Consider the following 17,046-nt stretch of genomic DNA (forward strand, 5'->3'; position numbering starts at 1 on the left):
GATGTTCGCGCCCCTCCATGCAGCTGCTCTTCCGCCTGTGCCCGCGGCGCCGCGGCGGCAGGGTGCGGCGACCGCAGCGCTCGACCGTCGCTCCTCCCTGAGCGAGCTGGTCTCCTCGCTTCCCACGTCAGGCGAGGTCTCGCCGCGACCACGCACCTTCGAAGAGCTCGGCGCCGAAGACGGGCTCGTCGCCTACGAGGCCGACGTGTCCTTCCCCGCCGATGCGACGCTCACTGTCGACGGACTGCGCGACCGGGCAGTGGTGTTCCTCGACGGCGCTCGGCTCGGCGTGCTCGAGCGTGATGGCGAGACGTCTCTGCCCCTGCCGCGCGAAGGTGGCGTCGGCCGGCTCGTCATCGTCGTCGAGAGCCTGGGGCGCATCAACTACGGCCCCTACACCGGCGAGGGCAAGGGCATCATGCGTGGCGTGATGATCGGTCGCCGACTGGTCAACGGGTGGACGCATCGACTGATCCCGCACGACGCTCCTGCGGCGACCTCCCCTTCCGCCGACCCCGCCGCCGACGGGGTCGCCGTGGCCTCGTTCGATATCGCCGAACCGCTCGACGCCTGGCTCGCCTTTCCCGACGGCTCGAAGGGCATGGTCTGGTTGAACGGATTCCTCCTCGGCCGGTACTGGAAGGTCGGACCGCAGGAGACGCTGTACGCACCGGCGCCGCTGTGGCGGACGGGCCGCAACGAGATCGTGGTGCTCGACACCGACGGACTCGGCGCGACGGTCGAGATCCGCGAGCAGCCCTCCTTCGGCGAGACCGAGGAGTTCATCGGCTCCTGACCGCTCTGCTGCTGCTCCGAGACCCATCCTCCGCGCCGAGACCCATCGTCTCAGGCGGCTGTGAGGGTGGGTCTCGGCGCGGAGAATGGGTTTCGCTGCCGCAGCACTTCGAGGCATGTTTGCGCTCGCCTAGCGAAAAGCCTTGATATAGGCGACCACGTGCGCTTACAGTGATAGCGCAAACATCGATGTGGATCGTCGATGACCACTTGCGGCGCACCGGGGCGTCCCTCCTCCCGACGTCGCTCCGATCGAGAGGCAAGACGTGTCGAAACCTTCCCGACCGCCCCGCGCCGCCGTCGCTCTCAGCTCCGTGCTGGCGACCGCGCTCGCAATCGGCGGTGTGCTCACCCCGGCGACGGCCGCGCAGGCCGCCGACCTCGTTCCGGTGCCCAAGACCGACTACCGCCTGCACGCGGTCTCGAGCGAGTCGGACCCCTATCCGGCGCCGCCGTCGCTCGACGGCACCGCGCTGGGGGCGTTCGACGGCGACTTCGCGACGCAGTGGACATCGCGGTACTCCGCGAACGCCCCGTTCCCGCACTGGATCGTCGTCGACCTGCAGCGCTCGCTCTCGGTGAAGGCCCTCGACTACTCGGTCAAGAAGGGTCAGGGCGTCGCCGCCAAGACGGTGGAGGTCTATGTGACCGATGACGCGGATGTCGCGCGCAACTCTCCGGCCGCCGGCGGATGGGGAGCGGCCTCGGCAACGGCGACGCTGCACGCACCGACGGCGAACGACGAGAAGCAGCGCATCACCCTGGACTCCGCCAAGGACGGCCGCTACGTGGCGTTGCTCGTGATCGACGCGCAGGGCACCACCGGGGGAGGCGCGGGTGAGATCGAGGTCCTCTCCGACGAGCCGCTGCCTCCGATCGTCACCGAACCGGAGACGCCCGACACCGACGAGACCGTCGAGATCGCCGCCGGCGGTACGACAGCCATCGTGTCGACCGAGTTCCCCCGCATCACCGGATACCGGGTGGGCGGGGAGAGCATCGCCGGCCAGCGCAGCTCCGCGAAGACCTGGTCGGTGAACGGCACCACCTATCCGTCGACGACCACCTCGACATCCTCGGCGACCGGGGTCGACTACGTGTCGACGCTCACCGGCATCGACGTGACCGTGCGCAGCAGCATCCGCGTCGCGAAGGACGGGACCGTCGGGTTCGAGGTCACCGCTGTCGAAGGCGGGGCCACCGTGACCACGCTCGGACTCCCGGACAACGCGTTCCTCTCCGTGAGCGCCGCGGATGCCGGTGCAGCGCTCGACCGCACCGTGATCAGCCCCGACAGCACGAAGAACGCCGACGAGCACATCGCGGTCAACGCCTCGACGGCCACCGGCCAGAAGGGGGCGGCCTTCGCCTTCCTGGGCAACGGTGCGCTCGTCGGCAGTGTCATTACCAACGCGACGACGCAGGCATCCGGTGGCACAGCCTCCTGGAACACGCGCCTGACCACGCGCGTGACCGAGACGGCGGGACGCACCGCTGAGATCGGATCCAGCGCCTGGCTGATCCACCCGACCACCGCCGTCGACAGCCGCGTGACCACCTACGCGCTGCCGAAGGTCACGGTGCTCCTCGCCGCCGACCGCAACGGTGACGCGGCGGTCGACTGGCAGGACGCGGCGATCCGCTACCGCGAGGTCGACACCCCGCGTCTCGGCGCCGACCGGGTCGCAGAGCGCGTCGTCAGCAGGATCCCGTTCAACTTCGCCTCCAGCGCGACGAACTACTTCGACCTCACCCTCGACAACACCAAGCGCATCGCGAACCAGACCGACGGCCTCGGACAGTGGGTGCTCAACAAGGGCTACGGCAGCGAAGGCCATGACTCCGCGAACACCGACTACGGCGGGAACTACAACGAGCGCGCGGGTGGGCTGACCGACCTGAACAACCTCGTCGACGAGGGGGCGAAGCTCAACGCCGACATGAGCGTGCACGTCAACGCCACGGAGATGTATCCGCAGGCGAACGCGTTCGACTCCGCGATCATCGACGGAGCGGCGCCCTACAAGCCGGGCTGGAACTGGCTCGACCAGTCGTACTACATCAACCAGCAGGCCGACCTCGGCACGGGGCGCGTGCTCGACCGCTTCCAGCAGCTGCGCGACGAGGTCCCCGGCCTCAGCGGCGTCTACATCGACGTGTACTACTCCAACGGGTGGGTCGCCGAGGAGCTCGCGGACGAGCTGAACGGCATGGACCTCGAGGTCGCGACGGAGTGGGGCGACAAGTTCGTCGACAGCACGGTCTGGTCGCACTGGCCGAACGACCTCAGCTACGGGGGCGTGACCAACAAGGGCATCAACTCCACGATGGTGCGCTTCATCCAGAACGGGCAGGCCGACGTCTGGAACAACGACGCACTGCTCGGCCAGCAGCGTCTGGTCGACGCCGAGGGATGGGTCGGCAACCGCAACTGGGACGGTTTCATCGACAACATCTGGACGCAGAGCCTGCCGACCAAGTTCCTGCAGCACTTCGACCTGTTGACCTACGAGGCCGGTGCGGAGGCGACTCTGACCGATGGTGTGGCCGTGCGGATGGATGGCAGCACCAGGGTCGTCACCATGGACGGCGCGACGGTGCTGCGCGGCGACTCCTACCTGCTTCCGTGGCAGTCGCTGGCGTCGAACCAGGACGCCGGCTCGCCCGTCGATGCCGACAAGATGTATTTCTACTCCGCATCCGGCGGCGAGAAGACCTTCGGTCTCACGGACGCGTTCCGGGGCAACACCACCTTCGATGTCTTCGAACTCGGTGACCAGGGCCGCGTCAAGGTCGGTACGGCCACCGCGAACGGCGGTGAGCTGACGCTCAGTGGTGACAAGGGCGCGGCCTACGTCGTGGTGCCGCAGGGCGGCGCACAGCGCGCGGCGGTCGAGTACCGCGATGCCGGTCTCGACGACCCGGGGTTCAACTCCGGTTCGCTCGATGTGTGGAACCCGCAGGGCGATGTGACGATCGAGCGCACCGACCTCGGCGGTGCGAAGAACGAGTCCCGCGGCGACAACATCGCCGTGTTCGGCCCCGCTGCCTCGTCGATCTCGCAGACCGTGACCGGGCTCACCCCCGGCCAGCGGTACGCGTTCTCGGCTCAGGTGCAGATCGATCCGACCGCGACCCGTGACGTGAGCGTCTCGGTCGACACCGGCTCCGGGGCGGTGACGCGCACGTGGAACCTCTCCCCGACGTACAACTACATGCGCGCCGACTCCAAGGCGGGCCAGTACTACCAGCGCGGCTCGACGTCGTTCCTCGCTCCGGCGTCCGGTGAGGTGAGGGTCTCGATCGGTGCCGTCGCCGGCGACGCGAAGGTGCGCATCGACAATGCCCGCGTCACCGCCGACACCACCGGCCCGTTCGCACCCGGCAAGGTGTACTCGAACGACTTCGAGGGCAACGAGGCGGGTTGGGGACCGTTCGTGAAGGGCGACGCCAACGGCATCGACGACCCGCGCACCAGCATCTCGCGCCGGCATGACCCGTACGCGAGCAGCGAGTGGCGCAACACCGCCAAGCCGTTCGATGCGGGGCCCCTCGCCGGTCTGGCCGTCGACACGACGCTCAACGGCGACCACTCGCTCATGTCGCACTCCGAGAACAGCGGGGTCGTCTACCGCACGGATCCGACGCTCGTGCCGCTGCAGGCCGGGCACTCGTACCGCATCGGCTTCGACTATCAGGCCGGCGCGAGCGGGGCGTACCGCTGGCTCACCGGCACCGATGCGGTGGCGGGTGGCAAGGTCACCTCGACCACGCTCAGTCGCACCGGCATCACGCAGGCGTTGGAGACGACGCCGTTCTCGCAGGACGTGATCGTCGGCTGCGGCGACTACACCTGGGTGGGACTCGAGCGCGTGGGCGGACCGGACGTGGACTTCGTCTTGGACGACTTCACCGTCACCGACCTCGGCCCCACGTCCGGCGGCACGCCCTGCGCGACCGTCTCGGGCGAAGCGGGCGTCCTGAGCCCCGGGGCACAGACCGCGTTCACGACCACCTTCACCAACAGCGAGTCGATCGCCGTGGAGAACATCGGCGTGCAGCTCGAGGTTCCGGAGGGCTATGTGGTCGAGGTCGCCGACGGTTCGTCGAACCTGTTCGACGAGGTCGCGGCCGGCGACAGTGTGGAGACCACCTGGCTGGTCACCGCGCCGGCAGAGGCGGCGGGTACGACGGTCGGCATCGGGATAGCGGCGACGTATCTCGCCGACTGTGATGTGCGTACGGTCAGCACGACCCAGGAGGTGTCGGTGTCCTCGCGGGCACGCATCCCCAACGCGCAGATCTCCGCGACGGCGAGCTCGGAGGAGACCTCGGGCGAAGACGGCGCTGCCGCGAACATGCTCGACGGCAACGCCGGCACGTTCTGGCACAGTCGGTGGAGTTCGGCGGCCACCTCGTACCCGCACGTGCTGACGTTCGACCTCGGTGCTGCCGAGCAGGTCGACGGCATCTCGTACCTGCGTCGCGGTGCCAACCAGAACGGACCCATCAAGGGATACGAGGTCGCGGTGTCGACGGACGGACAGGCGTACACACCCGTCGCCTCGGGGGAGTGGAAGAACGTCGCCGAGTGGCAGGACGTGGACTTCGCGGAGACCACGGCTCGCTACATCCGCGTGACGGCGCTCTCTTCGATCTCGGGAACACAGTTCGCCGCAGTCGCCGAGATGGCCGTCTACGGATCCTCTGCACCGCGGGCCGGCCACGCCCCGGCGACCCGTCCTGCGGATGACCTGAGTGCGTGCAACCCGGTGATCGACCCGAAGCTCGGGCTCGACAGCGACACGGTGCGCGCCGGCGAGACGGTGGGCATGGCGCTCACGGGCTTCGCGCCGCGGTCGACGGTCTCGGTCTGGCTCGACGGCTCCGGACTGACGGAGGCCACGGTCGATGCGGAGGGTGCGTTGACGACGCGGCTGCTGATCCCGACGAACACCGAGGTCGGGAAGCACCGGGTCATCGTGCGGGATGCGGCAGGCGCCGAACTCGCGAGCGCACCGTTGAAGGTCAAGAAGGCGAAGCCGGGGAAGAAGGCGACCGTCACGGCCTCCATCGGCTCTGTCTCCGCCGGCGCGACGCTGACGGTGCAGCTGCGCGGCTTCGAGGCCGATGCGCTGGTGCAGCTGTGGCTGCACTCCGAGCCCGTGCGGATCGGCGAGGTGACCGTGTCAACAGAAGGCGACGCGGTCGCGACCGTCACGATCCCGGCGTCGACACCGGCTGGCGCGCACGCGCTCGTCGCGACCGATGCTCAGGGTGTCGAGCTGGCTCGGGGCGACCTCGCCGTCACGGCTGCGATAGGCAGCGGTGGAAGCGGCGGAAACCTCGCGACGACCGGTGCCGACGGCGCGATCTGGTCCGGGGCGGCGCTCGCGGCCCTGCTCGCGATGGGCCTCGGCCTGACCCTGTGGCTGCGGAGGCGCCGCCTGAGCTGACCAGCAGACGCATGAACGGCCCGGAGGCATCCCGCCTCCGGGCCGTTCGTCTGCGCACTCGAGAAAGGCTTCCTGCACGACCGGTGTCGATATCGGGCTGTCCCGATTCCTCGGAGCACTGCCCCTGCGCAGCGCGTTGGCCTGTTGCGATGTCGCAGGATGTGTTGCGCGGCCTGAATCGAGGAGGTGCGCTGGCCGATGCCGCACTCGAGACCGCAGCCGCCGACCTCACACGGCTACGCGTCGAACTGCACCCCACGCTGCCGCTCATTCCGCGCATTCTGGCACTCCGCCGCAACATGACGGCCTACGACGCCGCCTATGTCGCGCTCGCGAGTGTGTTCGGGTGCCCGCTCATCACGCATGACCGAAGGCTCGCGCGTGCAGCCTCCTGCCATTGCGCAGTCGAGGTGCCTGTCCTAGCCGAGTGACCAGGGATCAGCCCTTCACAGCGCCGGCGGCGAGGCCGGAGCGCCAGTACTTCTGCAGGGCGAAGAACAACAGCACGAGCGGGATGACTCCGAGCAGGGCGCCGAGCATGACGGCTCCCTTGTCTGGGGCGAAGTAGCTCACCATCCCGTAGAGCCCGAGGGTCACGGGCTTCAGATCCTGACTCGAGATCATCATGAGCGGCAGCAGGAAGTTGTTCCACGTGGCCACGAAGATGAACAGGAAGATCGTCACCATCGCCGGACCCAGAAGCCGCATCACGATCGTGAAGAAGATGCGCGCCTCGCCGGCACCGTCGATGCGGGCGGCTTCCAGCAGTTCGGTCGGCACCGACGACTGGGCGTAGACCATTCCGAGGAAGACGCCGAAGGGCGACACCGCAGACGGGATGATGATCGCCCAGACGGTGTTGGTGAGTCCGAGCGCCTGGAACTCGATGTACAGCGGAACGGTCAGCAGTGCGACCGGGAGCAGGAGCCCCGCCATGATGACACCCACCGCGATGCGCTTGCCGGGGAAGGCGAACTTCGCGATCGCGTAACCGGCCATCACCGCGAACAGGGTGCCGATGACGCCCGCGCTCACGGAGTACAGCATCGAGTTGCCGACCCACCGCCAGAAAAGCCCCTGTGTCCAGTTCATGAGGCTGTCGTAGTTCGTGCCGAGGTTCCAGTCGGCGAACCAGAAGCCGAAGGTCGACGTGAGGTCGGTGTTGTTCTTTGTCGACGCGACGATCAGCCAGTACACGGGCACGAGGAAGTACAGCGTGGCCACGACGAGCGCGACGATGCCGAACGCCCGAGCGGCCGGTGTGGGGGCGATCGAGGGTGGCGGGGCGTCCACGTCGCGCGGTCTGCGGTGCCGTCGGCGCGGGGAAGCTCCTGTGGTGATGAGGCGCGTGGTGGTCATGCGTCGCCCTTCCGGCGCTGCAGCAGCGCGTACACGATCGCGAGCACACCCGCGATCAGAGCCATGAGCAGGGAGTATGCCGATGCGGGGCCGCTGCCGGACGGCGAGATCTCGCCCATCATCGTGTTGTAGGTGAGCATCATGGGCGTGAAGTCCTTGCCCATCCACGAGTTCGCGGCCTGCAGCACGACCGGCTCGTTGAACAGCTGGATGGTGCCGATGATCGACAGCAGCACGGCGAGCAGCGCGGCTCCCCGCACGAGCGGCACCTTGATGCGCATCGAGATCTGGAAGCCGGACGCGCCGTCGAGGCGCGCGGCCTCGTACAGGTCACGGGGGACGGCCTGCAGTGCTGACAGGAAGATGAGCATGTTGTACCCCGTGTAGGTCCAGGTCGTCATGTTCGCCATCGAGAACAGGATCGTTCCCGGCGCCATGAAGTCGGTGCCCTCGGGGAGGAACGGCAGGAAGGGTGAGACCTCCGGGGTGTAGAGGTACAGCCACATCATCGCCGCGATGATGCCGGGAACCGCGTAGGGGAGGAAGAAGGAGAGCCGGAAGAGGGTGGGACGGCGCACGATGAACGAGTCCAGCAGCAGGGCGAGTCCGAGGGCGACGAGGATCATCACCGGGATCTGCAGCGCGGCATAGAGCACCACGCGACCCATGCCGGTCCAGAACGCCCCGTTGGTCGCGGCGGTGATGAAGTTCTCCAGACCGACGAACGTGTCGACGAGCTCACCGCCGCCATAGAGTCCGTCACCCGCGGGAACCTGTGCGAAGAACGACGACCGGATCGACACGATGATCGGGACCAGGAAGACCAGTACGAACAGCACCGCGAACGGCGTCATGAACAGCCAGCCCGTGAGGCCTTCCCTCCGGGTTCCGAACCGGCGTCTGCGGGTCGGATCCGTGGGGCTGCGCGGCGGAGCTTCCGGTGCCGCGCCCCGCGTCTCGGTCACTGTGACCATGGTGTCGCCTCTCGGTGTCAAGACGACGGCGGAGTGCACGATTGCGCGTGCACTCCGCCGTCGATCATCCGATGATGCCTTCTCGCCCGGTCACTCCGCGACCGGGAGGCCGAGGTCCTTCAGAGAGGCCACTGCCGTGTCCTGCGCCGTGGTGAAGATGTCGGCGACCGTCGCGGTGCCGGCCACGGCTGCCGCTGCGGTCTCGTTCATCTTCGACAGCGTCGAGAAGCCCGGCGCGTAGGGGAAGTCGGGGTTGAGGTTCTCGGTGGCGGTGCCGAGCTCGGCGAGCACGTCCTGTCCGCCGAACTGGCGCAGCATCTTCTCGGGGGTCTCCACGTCGCCCTTCGCGGCCACGACGAGGCCCTGCGACGCGAGGTCGTCGACCTGTGTGTTGAACCAGTCGTTGAACTCCATCGCCTCGGCGGGGTGCTCGCAGCCCTTCATGACCGAGACACCGGAACCGCCGTCGGGGCCGCTCATGGCGCCGGCACCGAAGTCGGGGAGCTGGGCGACGCGCCACTGTCCTTCTGCCGGGGTGCCGTCGAGCGAGTCGAGGAGGAATCCGGCCTCCCATGCCGCGCCGACGTGGCCGATGAGGCTGCCGTCGTTGAGGGCGGCCGTGAAGCCTTCGCCCCAGCGCTCGGTCGCGAGGGTCTGCTTGCCGTCGAGCAGGCCCTGCCAGAACGCGGCGACGCGCTCGGAGCCCGCACCCTCGGCGTCGACCTTCCACTCGTCGCCGGCGGTGCTGAACCAGGTGTCGCCTGCCGCAGCCGACTGGGCGGCGAGCCAGTTCTGCGCCTCATCGGGGGTGAACGCCGTGACGTACTTGCCGGCAGCTGCTGCCGTGGCGGAGTCCGCCGTCAGGTCGTCGAGCGTCTTCGGGGCATAGAGCCCGAGCGCCTGGAACTCGGCCTCGTTGTAGAAGTACACGAGGGGTCCGGTGTCCTGGGGGAGGCCGACGATGGCGTCGCCGACCTTCATGCCGCTGAAGGCTCCGGCCGAGAAGTCGTCCTCGTACTTCTTGGCCTCGTCCGCGACGTCCTGCAGCAGACCCTTGACGAACAGCTGCGGCACCTCGGAGTATCCCGTCTGCGCGAGGCAGGGTCCGTTGCCCGCCTTCACGTCGGTCTCGAGCTTGAGGATCATGTCACTCGACTTGCCGTCGAACTTCGTCGCCTTGACCTGGATGTCGGGGTGCTCGGCGTTCCAGCGATCGACGATCTCGGACGTCGGGGTCATGCCCTCTCCATCGGGAAGACGGTGCAGGTACTCGATCGTGACGGGTTCGCCGCCGGCGCCGTCGTCTCCGGAATCACCGGATGAGCAGGCTGCGAGGCCGAAGGCCGACACCGCGCCGACGGCGACGATCGCGGCGGTGCGGGTGAAGCGAGGGGTGATTGCCATGCTGTTCTCCTCTTTGAGGTCATGTTCCTGCGGATCGCCCTGGGCGGGGGATTGGCGTCGTGGCGCCGTCGATCACATGCACATCAAATCAGAAAATGTTTGCGCTCACAAGCCTGAGATGATGACCTCTCGGCCTAAAAGGCGATGCGGAAAGGGAGCGCTGACATCGAGCAACCCGCCCGTTCGAGCGTGGCGTTCAGCGGGCGAGGAGCTCGTCGCCGACGTGGACGACGCCACCGTGCTGAGCGCCGTCGTCATCCGCGGCCGGCCAGCCGGGGAGAAGCAGCCGTCCGAGGGTCGGCTCCTGTTGGCCGAACGCTCCGGTGAGGGTGGTGAGGACCTTCGCGTCCCGCCGGCCGTCGTCGGGGTTCGCGTGGGTCGCCAGGCAGCGCACGATGGGGCCGGCGGCGCGGAAGCACAGCTCCCCGATGCGCACTTCGTCCGTCCACTCGAGTTCGCTCCACGGGTCGGCGTCATCGATCACGATGTTCGAACGGAATCGCCGATCGTCGATGCTCATCCCGAGCGCCTCGCCCAGTGCGCGGATGCTGCCCCGGCTGTGCACCGAGACGTAGCCGCGCGAGCGGTCCTGGAAGCGGGACGTCTCGCCGTCGCCGACGAGCACGATCGGAAGGCGGCCCGGCCGTCGGAGGCGGCGACCCTCGGGGGTGGCGAGGACGAAGTCGGCGACGGCATCCGCGATCTCCCGGCGCCCCTCCTCGTCGATGCCTGCGTCGACGAGTGTCGCACCGGCGTGAACGATACGGATGCGGCGGCTCCCGTCGTCGTAACTCGTGCGCAGAGCGGCGAGCGCGGGGAAATCCTGGAGGGCGAGCCCCTTGGCTTTGGGCCAATAGTCGAAACCGTCGCGGTCCTCCGGCTCGGTCGCGTCTGCGAACCGGAACGCGAGCACGCGATCGCCGCCGACTCTGCCGTCGGACTGCACCGTCAGGGACTCACGTCGTTCGGGCGTGAGGCCCTTGATCGGGTGACGGTAGAGGGCGACGACGCGAGGCATGAGGAGATCCTCTCAGCTGCCGACCCCGGAGCACGAAGAAACACCCGCACGTCGTGCGGGTGTCACGAACAGAGGGGCGGTCAGGCCTTCTCTAGTTCGTCCTCATCTTCGTCGGCGTAGTCATCTGCCCACTTGTCGACATATGCGTCTTCGTCTGTCGGATGACCCAGCTCGCGCTCGAGCGCGGAGTAGTTCACCGACGGACTGTACGCCTTGAGTTCGCGGGCGATCTTTGTGTGCTTCGCCTTCTGACGGCCACGGCCCATGCGCGAGACCCCCTCACGAGTTAAGCGGCGGGGTTCGAGGCCCGCGGCATTTTTCACGACACCGGATCAAAGCCGGTAAGAGTAGCATTCAGAATAGCACGCGGGTAAGCCCCTCTGGCTGACGCCAGGCTGCTGAAGGGAACGATCTTCATGACCGACGACACCTCCACTCCCTCCGACGAGGCCGCACAGAACGCGGCGCTGCAGAAAGCCGTCATCGTCGGCATGCAGGTGGACCAGGACCGACACGTCATCGACGAGGCCGTGCGCTATGCGCGGTTGCTCGGTGCGCCGCTGGTGGTCGCGCATGTCGACGTCACTCGATTCGTCACGTACGAGGACCCGGACGGCTACGTGCATTCGGCTCCGATCGACATCAACTTCGATGCCGGTGCTGCGGAGTTCGAGGCGGTCGAGGCGGCGGCCGCGGGCATGCTCGCTGGCACGGACATCACGTGGACGGCGCGGCAGCTGGTGGGAGACCCCGCTCTGGCGATCAAGCAGCTCGCGAACAAGCTCGACGCCCAGCTGATCGTCGTGGGCACTCGCAAGCGCGGCATCGGCGAGTCCATCAGGGAGTTCTTCACCGGGTCGGTCGCCGCTCGTCTGGCCCATCGTCAGCATCGCTCCGTCCTCGTGGTGCCGCTCGGGGAGTCGGTGCCGGACGAGCAGAAGGAGATCTGGCCGGAGAAGTAGTCCGTCCGACCGCACAGAGAACCAGAAAGAAGGTGTCGGCATCCGCGATGGATGCCGACACCTTCTTTCTGGTCGGGCGGGTTCCGTGTGGTCGGGCGGGTTCCGTCTGATCGGGGACTCGGGTCCCGGAGGCTCAGGACCCGGAGCTGTTCAGGAACCGGAGCCGCTCAGTGCGACCGTCACGCCGCGGGCTGCGGTATCCAGGGCTTCCTCGAGCTCGGTGACGATCGACGGGGACAGCGTGCCGCCTTTGGCGATGTGGGTGCGAAGGTCGGTGCGCACCCTGGCCCGGAAGGCGTTGATCACGGCATCCGCACGGTGCATCTCCTCGCGGCTCACGAGACGGGAGTCGTCGGTGGCCGTGCGTGGACGGTTCTTCGCCGCGCTCCGCTCATCCTTCTCCGCCGCTGCCAGATCTGCGCGGAGGCTCTTCATCGCATCCTTGACGCTCTGCCGCACCTCGCTCGCGATCAGTCGTACGGAGTCGGTGAGTCCCGCCTCGATGCCGGCGAGGTCGCCCTCGCGCGAGGCGAGCTCGGCCCGACCGGCTTCGGTGATGGAGTAGATGGTGGTTCGGCCGTCGACGGTCTTGGAGACCAGGCCCTCCTCCTCGAGCTTCGCGAGTCGCGGGTAGATGGTGCCGGCGCTCGGCGTGTAGGTGCCACCGGTGCGATCGGTGAGCGACTGGATGATGCCGTAACCGTGCTGGGGCGCCTCGGCGAGGAGCGACAGCAGATACAGGCGCAGGTCGCCGTGGGAGAAGACCGCGGGGCTCATGCTTCCCACTCCGGGTCGTCGGCGATCGAAGCGGGGGAGCGGCGGAGCACGGTCACTCCACCGGAGACGGAGTTCGCGCGCAGGTCGACGAAGCGCCCCGCGAGTTCCCCGGTGGTGCCGGTGTAGTTGCTGGGGCCTGAGGTGCTGCGCTCGACGCCGTCGATCAGCAGGCGTCCGCTCAGCGACCGGATCACGTAGTTCGCGGCGAGAGACTCGTCCAGACGCACGGTGGTCCCGCCCGAGACCGAGTTGACGGTGATGGTGTTCACGTCTCCTGCGGCATCGACCAGCGTGGAGCCGGAGACGATGTCGACCGTGGCCCGGCGCACGGCGCCCGTGACGGCCACGTCGCCCGAGACGCTGTTCGCGCTGATCGAGCCGGTGAGTCCGCGCACCTGAACATCGCCCGAGACGGAGTTCACGGTGAGGTCGCCGATCAGGGTGTCGACGATGATGTCGCCGGACACCGTGTTGAGGCAGGCGTCGTTGCGGAGTCCCGACACCAGGGCGCCGGCGCTGACGACACCGAGGTTCAGGGCGATCGCGCGGGGGACGGCGACGCTCACCTCGGCGCGGGGGCCGCCCGAGCCGAAGTTGCGGAACACCTCGAGGAAGTTGTCCCATCCCAGCTGCGGGTGGTCGATCTCGACCTCGCCGTCGTGGGACTCGATGCGCAAGTCTTTGGTGGTGACGCCGTGCACCTCGATGCGGATGCCCGGTTCGTCGTGGGCGATGATGTCGACCTGTCCGCCGACGAGGCCCACTTTGAGGCGGGTGACGGATTCGATGTCGATGACACGTTCCTCGCCGGGGGCGATGAGCCACTTCTCGGTCATGTCTGCTTCTCCTGGGTTGGGGTCACGATATATCGTGTGTTGCCACGATAACACGATATATCTCGTTCTTGTCAAGGGCACTCACCTCTCCCGTCGCGATATGACACCCTGCCGCGCGTTTTCAGCTGACATATCGCGACCGGAGCGTGGTTGACCTTGACGCTGCGTCAACTTCTAGAGTCGAGGTGTTGGGCAGAGTCGAGGGTGTTGAGCGAGGAACGGAGGGGCGATGGAGAACGGAGGGGCGATGGAGAAGGACGACTGGTCTATCCAGGAGATCGCGCGGCTGGCGGGTACGACGAGTCGCACGCTCCGGCACTACGACGAGGTCGGGCTGCTGCCGCCGTCGCGCATCGCGTCCAACGGCTATCGGCACTACGACGGGAACGCCCTCGTACGTCTACAGCGCATCCTGCTGCTGCGGGAGCTCGGACTCGGGCTGCCGCAGATCGCGGAGGTGCTGGGATCGGCATCCAGCGCGGACGCCGGGGCGGTCGAGGCCTCGGCGCTCGAGACCCATCTCGCGCTGCTGCGCGACGAACAGACCAGGCTGGCGCGACAGATCGCGTCGGTCGAATCCACCATCACGGCATTGAGAGGAGGTGAGAACCTCATGGCAGAGAACATGTTCGACGGTTTCGACCATACGAAGTACAAGGACGAGGTCGAGGAACGCTGGGGGAAGAAGGCATACGCCGACGGCGACAGCTGGTGGCGCGGTATGACCGACTCCGAACGCGGCGAGTGGCAGAAGCGCGTGTCCGACCTCGGACGCGACTGGATCGCGGCGGCGGAGAGCGGCATCGATCCGTCTTCCCGCGAAGCCCAGGAGATCGCGCGACGCCACGTGGAGTGGCTCACGGGCATCCCCGGCACTCCTGCGGCCGCGCCCGGAGGAGACGTCAAGGCGTACGTGATCGGCCTCGGCGAGATGTACGTCGCGGATCCGCGCTTCGGCGCGAACTATGCGACGTCGTCCGGCGGCACGCACGGCGCGGAGTTCGTCCGCGACGCCCTTCGCATCTACGCGGACGGCAACCTCTGAGTCGCCCCCTCCGGTCGCGATATGCCAGCCTCAGCCACGGTTTCGGCTGTCATATCGCGACCGGAAGTGCGTCGGGCCCGTACCGAACGGGCGCGCGGGGCGCAAGGGGGCGATCGCAGAGCAGCCCCGGGCGTAGGGTCGGGGCATGGCTCACGGACCCCGGCGCACGAACGCGGCGCCGCTGTTCGTCGCCGCGGCAACGGCGTACGGAGCGAACTGCGCTCTCGGCACGGCCGTCGCGGCGCGGGTCGTCGACACACGGAACTTCCGGTGGCTGCACCACCTGCTGTACATCGCCACGTGCCTCACGACCGGTCTGGCGCTGAGCGCAGCACTGTGGGGCCGCCCGCGCGGACAGAGTCGTCGCGCCGCACTCGCGTTGCTCCCCGTCGCCGCGCCGCTTGCGGCGATCCCGTATCTCGGCACGCACGGTCGACGGCACCCGGTGGTCGCCCTCACGGCCGCACCCTTCATCATCGCGGGGCTGCTGCTCTCGCGGTCCACCGCCGACCGGAAGTGAAACGCATGGAGCTGCTCGACGCCATCCGCCGCCGTAAGACCACGAACGGCGCGTTCCTGCCCGACCCGGTCTCCGAAGAGCATCAGCGCATCCTTCTCGAGGCGGCGGGGCGTGCGCCGTCGCAGCTGAACAGTCAGCCCTGGCGGTTCGTCGTGATCGAGAGCCGGGACACGATCGAGCAGATCGCCCGCATCTCCGGCGAGAGCATGACCGAGGCGATGTCGAACGGCACCTTCTTCGAGCGCTACAAGCCGTACTTCCGCTTCAGTCAGGCCGAGATGGAGGAGAAGCGCAGCGGCATGCTGTTCGACAAGCTGCCCGCAGCGCTCCGACCGTTCACGAGCCAGGTGTTCACCAAGCGCGGCCAGACGCTGATGAACACGTTCGGAGTGCCCAAGACCCTCGGCGCCGAGAACCGGAAGCTCGTCGCGGGATCACCACTGCTGCTGGGCGTCATGCTCGATCGCAGCGAGTACCGACCGGGACAGCTGTCGTCGTTCTACTCGGTGTTCAGCATGGGCGCGGCGATGGAGAACGTGTGGCTCACGACAGTCGAGCTCGGCATGGGCATCCAGTTCATCTCGTTCCCGATGGAGGTGCCGGGGCGGTGGGACGAGATCGTCGAGCTGCTGCGCGTGCCCGACGACCTCGAGCTCATGGCCGTCTACCGGCTGGGCTACCTGCCGCCGGAGCAGCGTCGTCCTGCGATCGACTGGTCGAGCAGCCAGCGCAAACTCGTGTCGCAGTACGTGTTCCGCGAGAACGGGGACACACCGCAGCAGGGGTGGGACGGCCCGCCCCCTTCGGCCGACGTCACTCCGGGTCCGCCGACGACAGCGGGGTGAGGTCGCGGAGCGCCGGACCCTCGATGCGCGTCCCGTCCGGGGCGAAGCGCGATGCGTGCAGGGGGCAGTCCCAGGTGCAGTCCGCGTCGTTCCAGCTGAGGACTCCGCCGAGGTGCGTGCACACGGCGCCCACCGCCCGGGTCACGCCGTCGACGGTGGAGACCGCGACCGGACGCCCCGCGCGATTCGCGACCACCCCTTCGCCCTCCGCGGGCTGAGGGACCGGCGTGCGGCGCCGTTCCGCGTCCACCCACCCGGAGGCGAGGGCGGCAGCGACCTTTCCGCCCTCCACGGCGCCGCGACCGAGGTCGGCGGGAACCGTCAGGCGCGTGCCGATCGTCGTGACCCAGGTGGGGCGATCGCGCCGCGGTGTGCCGAGAATCTCGGAGGTGAGGCGCTGGGCCGCGGCGGGCGCATTGGACAGACCCCACTTGGCGTAGCCGGTCGCGAAGCGGATGCGGCCGAGGCCACGGGGCATCGCCCCGACGAACGGGATGAGGTCGTGCGACTCGTAGTCCTGTGCCGACCACCGATGCGTCTCCTCGGCACCGGGGAAATGCAGCTGCGCCCAGGCGACGAGGTCCTCCACTGCGGCCGCCTCGCTGTCGGACCGGCCGACCGGATGGCCGTTGCCTCCGACCACGAGCCGGGCTCCGCTGCCTGGGCCATCCGCCACCGTCACGGGACGGATCGACCGGGTGGGTCCGTCGACCGAGAGGAACGTGCCCTCCGGCACATCGCCGGGAACCCGGAACGACACGCAGTACGACCGCAGCCCCCGCACCTTGGCGAAGTAGAGCCCGCGGTCCGTGATGGGCGTGCCGGTCGCGAGCACGATGTGTTCGGCGAAGAGCGGTCCCTGTGCGGTGTCGACGCGTCCGGCGAACGCCTTGGTCCCCGTCGCCCTGACGCCTGTGTGCAGAGTCCCGCCCGAGGCGAGCAGCTCCGCGGCCAGCGCCACCGCGACGGCGACGGGATCGATGGCGACCTGATCGTCCAGCGCCACTGCGGCCGCCACGGGGAACGGGGTGGGCGGGAGCTCGGTGGGCGACAGC

Annotated in this window: 14 protein-coding genes and 1 pseudogene; 7 read left to right on the plus strand and 8 right to left on the minus strand. The window is 68.2% G+C overall.

Translation table 11 applies throughout. From position 1 onward, the window contains the following. From AX744_RS13190 to AX744_RS21275, 3 genes and pseudogenes are all read left to right on the plus strand, one after another. A pseudogene (locus AX744_RS13190) lies at window positions 1-796 on the plus strand (beta-galactosidase); the annotation flags it as partial. Between the two features lie 265 nt (window positions 797-1,061). Continuing rightward, window positions 1,062-6,251, plus strand: a complete 5,190-nt coding sequence (locus AX744_RS13195) for an endo-alpha-N-acetylgalactosaminidase family protein (RefSeq protein WP_061017364.1) — start codon at window positions 1,062-1,064, stop codon at window positions 6,249-6,251. A 149-nt stretch (window positions 6,252-6,400) separates the two neighbouring features. Beyond that, on the plus strand, window positions 6,401-6,682 hold the full coding sequence (locus AX744_RS21275) for a type II toxin-antitoxin system VapC family toxin (protein WP_061017365.1): 282 nt from the start codon (window positions 6,401-6,403) through the stop codon (window positions 6,680-6,682). Between the two features lie 7 nt (window positions 6,683-6,689). On the opposite strand, the gene AX744_RS13205 is transcribed toward AX744_RS21275, so the two are convergent. From AX744_RS13205 to AX744_RS13225, 5 genes are all read right to left on the minus strand, one after another. After that, window positions 6,690-7,610 (minus strand): carbohydrate ABC transporter permease, encoded by a 921-nt coding sequence (locus AX744_RS13205; protein WP_061017367.1) that lies wholly within the window; start codon window positions 7,608-7,610, stop codon window positions 6,690-6,692. Beyond that, complete coding sequence (locus tag AX744_RS13210; protein ID WP_157543611.1) at window positions 7,607-8,584, minus strand: carbohydrate ABC transporter permease; 978 nt, start codon at window positions 8,582-8,584, stop codon at window positions 7,607-7,609. The genes AX744_RS13205 and AX744_RS13210 overlap by 4 nt, the downstream gene beginning before the upstream one ends. A gap of 90 nt (window positions 8,585-8,674) precedes the next feature. Beyond that, window positions 8,675-9,988, minus strand: a complete 1,314-nt coding sequence (locus tag AX744_RS13215) for an ABC transporter substrate-binding protein (RefSeq protein ID WP_061017369.1) — start codon at window positions 9,986-9,988, stop codon at window positions 8,675-8,677. 196 nt (window positions 9,989-10,184) lie between these two features. Then, window positions 10,185-11,006 carry an MOSC domain-containing protein gene (locus AX744_RS13220; protein WP_061017371.1) on the minus strand — a complete coding sequence of 274 codons (822 nt, stop codon included), beginning with the start codon at window positions 11,004-11,006 and terminating at the stop codon, window positions 10,185-10,187. Between the two features lie 80 nt (window positions 11,007-11,086). After that, window positions 11,087-11,272 (minus strand): DUF3073 domain-containing protein, encoded by a 186-nt coding sequence (locus AX744_RS13225; protein ID WP_029259537.1) that lies wholly within the window; start codon window positions 11,270-11,272, stop codon window positions 11,087-11,089. A 150-nt stretch (window positions 11,273-11,422) separates the two neighbouring features. On the opposite strand from AX744_RS13225, the gene AX744_RS13230 reads away from it, so the two are divergent. Continuing rightward, window positions 11,423-11,968, plus strand: a complete 546-nt coding sequence (locus AX744_RS13230; RefSeq protein WP_046746511.1) for a universal stress protein — start codon at window positions 11,423-11,425, stop codon at window positions 11,966-11,968. A 150-nt stretch (window positions 11,969-12,118) separates the two neighbouring features. Here the strand turns inward: AX744_RS13230 and AX744_RS13235 are convergent, their stop codons facing one another. Continuing rightward, a complete protein-coding gene (locus AX744_RS13235) occupies window positions 12,119-12,745 on the minus strand; it encodes a PadR family transcriptional regulator (RefSeq protein ID WP_046746510.1) in 627 nt (208 codons plus the stop codon). Beyond that, complete coding sequence (locus AX744_RS13240) at window positions 12,742-13,581, minus strand: DUF4097 family beta strand repeat-containing protein (protein WP_061017373.1); 840 nt, start codon at window positions 13,579-13,581, stop codon at window positions 12,742-12,744. Before AX744_RS13240 ends, AX744_RS13235 begins: the two co-directional genes overlap by 4 nt. A 229-nt stretch (window positions 13,582-13,810) precedes the next feature. On the opposite strand from AX744_RS13240, the gene AX744_RS13245 reads away from it, so the two are divergent. The 3 genes from AX744_RS13245 to AX744_RS13255 all read left to right on the plus strand — a co-directional run bounded on the left by AX744_RS13245 (window position 13,811) and on the right by AX744_RS13255 (window position 15,991). Beyond that, window positions 13,811-14,626 (plus strand): MerR family transcriptional regulator, encoded by an 816-nt coding sequence (locus AX744_RS13245; RefSeq protein WP_231728812.1) that lies wholly within the window; start codon window positions 13,811-13,813, stop codon window positions 14,624-14,626. A 145-nt stretch (window positions 14,627-14,771) separates the two neighbouring features. Next, entirely contained in the window at window positions 14,772-15,146 is a 375-nt protein-coding gene (locus tag AX744_RS13250) for a hypothetical protein (RefSeq protein WP_046746508.1), read from the plus strand. Window positions 15,147-15,151: 5 nt separating this feature from the next. Next, complete coding sequence (locus AX744_RS13255; RefSeq protein WP_058631650.1) at window positions 15,152-15,991, plus strand: nitroreductase family protein; 840 nt, start codon at window positions 15,152-15,154, stop codon at window positions 15,989-15,991. On the opposite strand, the gene AX744_RS13260 is transcribed toward AX744_RS13255, so the two are convergent. Next, window positions 15,960-17,046 (minus strand): FAD-dependent oxidoreductase (locus tag AX744_RS13260; protein WP_061017377.1); only part of this gene is annotated, 1,087 nt, incomplete at its 5' end. The two genes, AX744_RS13255 and AX744_RS13260, sit on opposite strands and share 32 nt — an antisense overlap.

The sequence above is a fragment of the Microbacterium sp. CCH5-D1 genome (assembly GCF_001557335.1).
GTDB lineage: Bacteria > Actinomycetota > Actinomycetes > Actinomycetales > Microbacteriaceae > Microbacterium > Microbacterium oxydans.